Origin of the sequence: Pseudomonas tehranensis (assembly GCF_014268615.1) — a bacterium.
Classification (GTDB): Bacteria; Pseudomonadota; Gammaproteobacteria; order Pseudomonadales; family Pseudomonadaceae; genus Aquipseudomonas; species Aquipseudomonas tehranensis.
On the sequence record NZ_JABWQV010000283.1, the window covers coordinates 1 to 5,814 of the forward strand.

Consider the following 5,814-nt stretch of genomic DNA (forward strand, 5'->3'; position numbering starts at 1 on the left):
GCAATCGCGAGCAGGCTCGCTCCCACAGGGAACTGCTACACCTTGGAAGCGGGCGCGATTGTAGAGGTTTCGCGCCGCCTGTCGTTAACGTGCTGTCTTCAACTTGAAGATGAAACCCCCTCAGGCTGGCGATTGAAACGGGTGACGAGCCGATCCAGCAAGCACGTCACCAGCAGCGACGCCCCCACCAGCGGAAACACCACTGCCAGGGCCAGCATGATAAACACCCCGGTCTTCCAGGTCGGCAAGTCGTGACGCAGCGCGGGTACGCCGAACTTGCCCTGGGGCCGACGCTTCCACCAGATCACCACGCCGCTGACGGCGCTGAGCAGGATCATCAGGCAAATCAGCAGCACGATGATCTGGTTCAACGGGCCGAACATCTTGCCTTCGTGCAGCATCACGCCGGTTTCGGTGGCGCGGGCGACGATGCCGTAATGTTCCCAACGCACATCCGCCAGGACCTTGCCGCTGTATTGGTCCACATGCAGGGTCGCGTCGTTGCGCGGGTCATCGGCGAATACCGCGATGGTGAATACGCCCGTGGCGGTGGTCGGCAGGGTGATGCTGTAGCCAGGTTCCACTTTGCGATCGGTGGCGATGTCCTGCACCGCTTGCAGGCTGACGTTCGGCGCGGCGGGGCCTTCATGGGCGCCGCCGTGGGCCATGTGTTCGGCATGGTCGCCGGACATCGGCATCGGGGTATTTTCCACGGCCCAAGGTACGGTCTGGCGGTGCGCATTGTTGAGGCTGCCGGCCGCGACGTCGGACTTGGGCATGTCGTTCCACATGGCGGCCGGGAAGCGGTTCCAGAGGTCTGCATATTGCTTGCCCCAGAAGCCGGTCCAGGTCATGCCGCTGAGCAGCATCACCAGCAGAAACGCCGCGCCCCAGAAGCCGACGACCCCATGCAAGTCGCGCCAGAACACACGACCGCGAGCGCTCCAGCGTGGCCACAACACCCCGGCCGACGACTGCCCGCGAGGCCACCACAGGTACAGGCCCGACACCACCAGGACCACGCCCCAGCCGGCGGCCATTTCCACCAGTCGGTCACCCACGGTGCCGATCATCAATTCACCGTGGATGGCCCGGGCGATGGCTTGCAGGTTGTCCTTGGCGTCCTGTTCACCGAGGACATCGCCATGGTACGGGTCGATGAACACATTCAGCTCACGGCCCTTGTCGATCACCACGAATTGCGCACTGCGCTCGGCATTGATCGGTGGCAGGTACTGTTTGACCTGGCCTTCAGGGTAGGCGTGCCGGACCTGTTTGAGCAGGTCGTCCGCCGCCAGGGTGTGATGCCCGGCGGGTACGTTCAGCAGGCTGCCGTACATCAGTGGGTCGAGTTGCGGCTTGAACAGGTAAATGATGCCGGTCAGGGCCAGCATCACCATGAATGGCGCCACGAACAGCCCGGCATAAAAATGCCAGCGCCAGGCCAGGTTGTAGAAGTTGGGTTTCGGTTGGCTCATCAGAAAGCGCTCCGCAGGGCAAATGTGATCGTTATGTTTTTGCGGTTGCTGCGCAACCGATTGCGGGCAAGCCTGGCTCCCAGAGCCATGCAATCCTGTGGGAGCAAGGCTTGCCCGCGATGCTTTTAGAAACTCATATCCACCTTGGTCCAGAGCGTGCGCCCCGGTTCGTTGATGGCTTGCGGATCACTCGCCGGGTAGCCGAACCCGGCGTTGCCGGCCAGGTTCAGATGTTCGGCGTAGGCTTTGCCGAATAGGTTGTCGACGCCGCTGCTGACCTTCCAGTGCTTATTGATGCGGTAGGCGCCGTTGAGGGAGAACACCCCGAACCCGGAGCTCTTTCCGTAGTCCTTGCCCACCACGTTGCCCTTGTTCTCGTCGACACGGTTTTGCGCGGCCACCACGCGCCACAGGGCACCAGCGCTCCAGCGGTCTTCGCTGTAGGTCAGGCCCAGGCGGGCATCGAGCGGCGGCATCTGCGCCAGGGCGCTGCCATCGCTGCTGTTTTTGCCCCAGGCGTAGGCCAGGGTGGCATCGGCTTTCCAGCGCTCGGTCAGCTTGTAGGCCGCGCCCAGCTCGCCGCCCATGATCCGTGCATCAATGTTCTCGGCCCGGGAGGTGGTGCCCATCATGCCGGGGGTGTAATCGAACAGGATGTAGTCGCGCACCTGCCCGACGTACCCCGATGCCCAGGCTTCGAGGGTGTCGGTCTTGTACTGCAGGCCGAAGTCGAGTTGGGTGGTTTTCTCCGGCTTGATCGAGTCGAAGGCGTTCACGGACCCGGCAGGGCCGGTTTTCGGTGAAAACAGCTCCCAGTAATCCGGGAAGCGTTGCGTGTGGCCTACGCCCGCATAGAGGGTGGCAGGGCTATCCGCCAGGTCATGCTCGTAACGTACAAAGCCGCTGGGCAAGGTGTCGGCGCGGGTTTCGTCCGCTGTAGGATTGGGTTGTGCCGACATGCCGGAGCCGATGCTTTGCCGATAATCCTTGGCCGAGGCGCGGTCGAGACGGGCGCCGCTGACCAGCCTGTCGCGGTCGGCGGCGTACCAGGTCAACTCACCGAACACGCCGTAATTGTGAAAGTCGGCGTCCTTGGTGCGCGGCCGTTCCTTGTAGGTGTCGATGCCCATGCTGCTGCGTTGGCGATGCTCGTTGGTCTGGGCGTCCAGGCCGCTGATCAATTGCACATCGGCCCAGCGCCAGGTGGCCTTGATGCGTGCGCCGAGGGTGCGGCGGTCGACGTTGGACGCCATGGGGCCGGCCATCATCCCGGTGCCGGACGGCGTGCGCAGCGTGTAGTTGTCCATCACATGGTCGGCGTAGTTGTAGTAGACCTGCGCCTCGATCGTATCCAGCACATCGCCAATGTTCGATCGCTCGAAACGCAAGCCCAGGCTTTCACGCTTGAACTGCGAGCCATCCATGCCACGCCCGGCGTAGCGTGCTTCACCGTCGCCCTTGCCGGCGGTCAGCTCCAGCAAGGTGTCGGCATCCGGCGTCCAGCCCAGCGCCACGTCGCCGTTCCACTTGTCATAGCGCGACGGCACCGTGTCATTGTTGCCGTCACGGTAATCGTCCGAATGAGCGGTGTTGCCGATCACTCGCACGTAACCCAACGGCCCGCCGGCCGCCGCATCCACGACCTTGTCGAAGCGCCCGTTGGAACCGGCCAATACGCTGGCGTTAACCCGGGTGCCCAGTTCACCGAACTGCTCCGGCTCGCGCTCGAACAGGACGGTCCCGGCCGATGCGCCCGGGCCCCAGAGCACGGTTTGCGGGCCCTTGATCACGGTGAGTTTGTCGTAGGTTTCCGGCGAAATATAGGACGTCGGCGCGTCCATCCGACCTGGGCAGGCGCCCAGCAGCATGCTGCCGTTGGTGAGGATGTTCAGCCGCGAGCCGAACATGCCCCGCAGTACCGGGTCGCCATTGGTGCCGCCGTTGCGCACCAGGGCGAAACCGGGAATGGTCTTCAGATAATCGCCGCCGTCGCTGGCCGGTACCGGTTGGCGCGGATCCTTGGGGTTGGTGACCACGGTCAGGGGCGAGCTGGGGGCGATGGCGGTAATGACCGTCGGGCTCAGCTCTTCGATCTTAGCTTCGTGCTTAGCTTCGTGGTGAGCATGCTCGTCGGCCAGCGCACAGGGCGCGAGTAGCAGTCCGCACAGTGCGGTGGCGGTGTAGCGAAAACGAACCCGTGGCTCGTTCGGGGGGCAGCGAACCTGGGCTGCGCCCAATGCGATGCCGGCAGAAAACCTGGACATGATGATTCCATCGAACAGACGTAAACGACACGGTCGGGCAACCTGAGGGCTGTCTTTGCGACCGAGTGAGATTAAGTATCGGGTCTATGCGAGGAGGGGCGGTGCGCGGGTGCGGGCACCGGGGAAGAATGACGTCCGAGCATGGCCCAGGCGTGGCGAGGGGCTGGTGTAGGTGTGGGGTGGCGGTGTATCGAAGGCGGCGAAGCCATGCCCCCCCGTCAGCGCAGGGCAATTGAACAGCAGGCTGCAATAACCACACTTTTCCCACAGTGCGTGATGCTCGCTCTGGGGCGGGCAATGTTCGGCTGTGGGTGCTTCATGCTCGGCGTGAACGCCCGCCGACATGTCCATTTCCATGGTCATGGTCATGGTCATGGACGAGGACATGCGCTGATCCATCGGCATCGACTGAGAAATCAGTGGACCGATAAAGATCATCAGCATGGCGAACAGGCTGATCCAGCTGCCGCGTGTCAGGCTCATCAGCTGACGGCGGGGCATGACCGACCTGGCGCGGGGAGTTCGCATCGGCAGAAGTTATCAGTGGGCGTGCATTTGGGTTTTGCTGCTGTCGGGGGCTTTTTTCTGCACCGCGACATCGACCGTCACATCCCCGGCTTTTTCGAAATGCAGGGTCAGAGGGAAGCGTTTGCCGTCGCTGAGCAGGCTGCGATCTTCCAGCTCCAGCAGCATCACGTGATAGGCCATGGGTGCGAAGGTGACGCTCGCGCCAGGAGCAATCTCCACGGCAGCTACTTGTTGCATTTTCATCAGGTCGTCTTGCTTTACATGCTCATGGAGCTCGGCTTTGCCGGCAATCGGCGTGTCGACACTGAGCAGTCGGTCGGCGGTGGTGCCGTTGTTGTGAATCACGAAATACGCGGCCACGGTCGGCGCATTGGGCGGCAATTCCTGGGACCACGGATGGGCGACTTCAAGCTCGCCCGCTTTGTACTGGTGAGCTTGGGCGAAGCCTGCGGGAAGCAGCAGGGCGGCCAGCAGGATAAGTCTGTTCAGCATGGGTCATTCTCCGGAACGATTCAGGGCGCAGGGTCATGCGGGAAGAATCAGGCCAGAGGTGAGGCGCGGGGATTGAGGCTCGGCCATTGCTGGCGCGGTGTGGGGCTGTCGAGCAGTGGATGGGCAGGGCCGCGATGGGCCGGCTGAGCATCCAGGTACAACTGCGGCCCGTGCCCGGTGAGCGTCACCAAGGGCGGCGACCCCGCACAGCACCAGCAATGCTGCATTGTCGAGTGATCGTCGTTCTGCGGGGTGCTCTGCTCGAACTTGCCCAGGGAAATCGCCACCAGTTTCGTGCCGCTGGAAGAGCAGAAACTTCCCCACAGCAATTGCTCGGCTGGCGACTGGGCCTGTGCCATCGCGCCACCGCTGCCGGAAAGCGGCATGGCAAGCATGTTGAACAGCACTGCAAAGCAGGCGATCCAGGCAAATGCAAGCCGTTGTCGGGACATGGGGCAATCCGCTCGGTTGGACGATCAGGTGGCGGTATTTAGCCTGATCGGGGTTGATAAGTAAAAAGAGTGCGTGCGGTGTAGGGTCGCAGGGCTGGTATTAACAGTAGCAACAGTTTTGTAAGTGGATGCTTTTGTGTCGAGGGCGCTTGCTCCCGCTCGGTTGTAGGAGCTGCCGAAGGCTCGGGCGTTCGGACGATCTTTTGATCTTTTGATCTTTCGCTTGAGACCCAAGTGGCTGGGGAAAGATCGCAGCCTCGTTGCACTCGACAGCTCCTACGGCCCAGCGGGAGCAAGCGCCCTCACCACGGAGATCGTTCCCAATCTACGTTATATCTTTTGCGCGAGCGATATCGTTAAGGGCTGCTCGAGTCAGAACGCCATCACCCGTGTCTTCTTCGAGGCAAGCATCCAAGTAAGCCATCATTTCTGCATGCGTTTTGAGATAGCTAGCAGCGTCGAAACGCGTAAAAGCTTCATCTCGAAGAATCCGGGCGAACTCAGGATCACGATTGGCACGCTTCGCAATTGTATGTTTATAGCTTCGTGTAAGGGCCATTTCGTTACCTAAAATCTAAGGGTATTGCGTAATTTTTTTGT

The 5,814-nt window shown here is 61.8% G+C and carries 5 protein-coding genes and 1 pseudogene; all 6 read right to left on the reverse strand.

The genetic code is table 11. The annotated features are described in order from the left end of the window. Positions 1-98: 98 nt before the first annotated feature. Positions 99-1,478, reverse strand: coding sequence for a PepSY-associated TM helix domain-containing protein (locus tag HU811_RS24035; protein ID WP_186658455.1), 1,380 nt, complete (start codon positions 1,476-1,478; stop codon positions 99-101). A gap of 125 nt (positions 1,479-1,603) precedes the next feature. Further along, on the reverse strand, positions 1,604-3,742 hold the full coding sequence (locus tag HU811_RS24040; RefSeq protein WP_186658457.1) for a TonB-dependent copper receptor: 2,139 nt from the start codon (positions 3,740-3,742) through the stop codon (positions 1,604-1,606). Positions 3,743-3,826: 84 nt separating this feature from the next. Then, positions 3,827-4,270 (reverse strand): DUF2946 domain-containing protein, encoded by a 444-nt coding sequence (locus tag HU811_RS24045; RefSeq protein WP_437179504.1) that lies wholly within the window; start codon positions 4,268-4,270, stop codon positions 3,827-3,829. A 12-nt stretch (positions 4,271-4,282) separates the two neighbouring features. Continuing rightward, positions 4,283-4,762 carry a copper chaperone PCu(A)C gene (locus HU811_RS24050; protein WP_186658459.1) on the reverse strand — a complete coding sequence of 160 codons (480 nt, stop codon included), beginning with the start codon at positions 4,760-4,762 and terminating at the stop codon, positions 4,283-4,285. A 47-nt stretch (positions 4,763-4,809) separates the two neighbouring features. Continuing rightward, positions 4,810-5,214, reverse strand: coding sequence for a DUF2946 domain-containing protein (locus HU811_RS24055; protein WP_186658461.1), 405 nt, complete (start codon positions 5,212-5,214; stop codon positions 4,810-4,812). Between the two features lie 328 nt (positions 5,215-5,542). Then, positions 5,543-5,773: pseudogene (locus tag HU811_RS27665) on the reverse strand (helix-turn-helix domain-containing transcriptional regulator); the annotation flags it as partial. Positions 5,774-5,814: the final 41 nt, after the last annotated feature.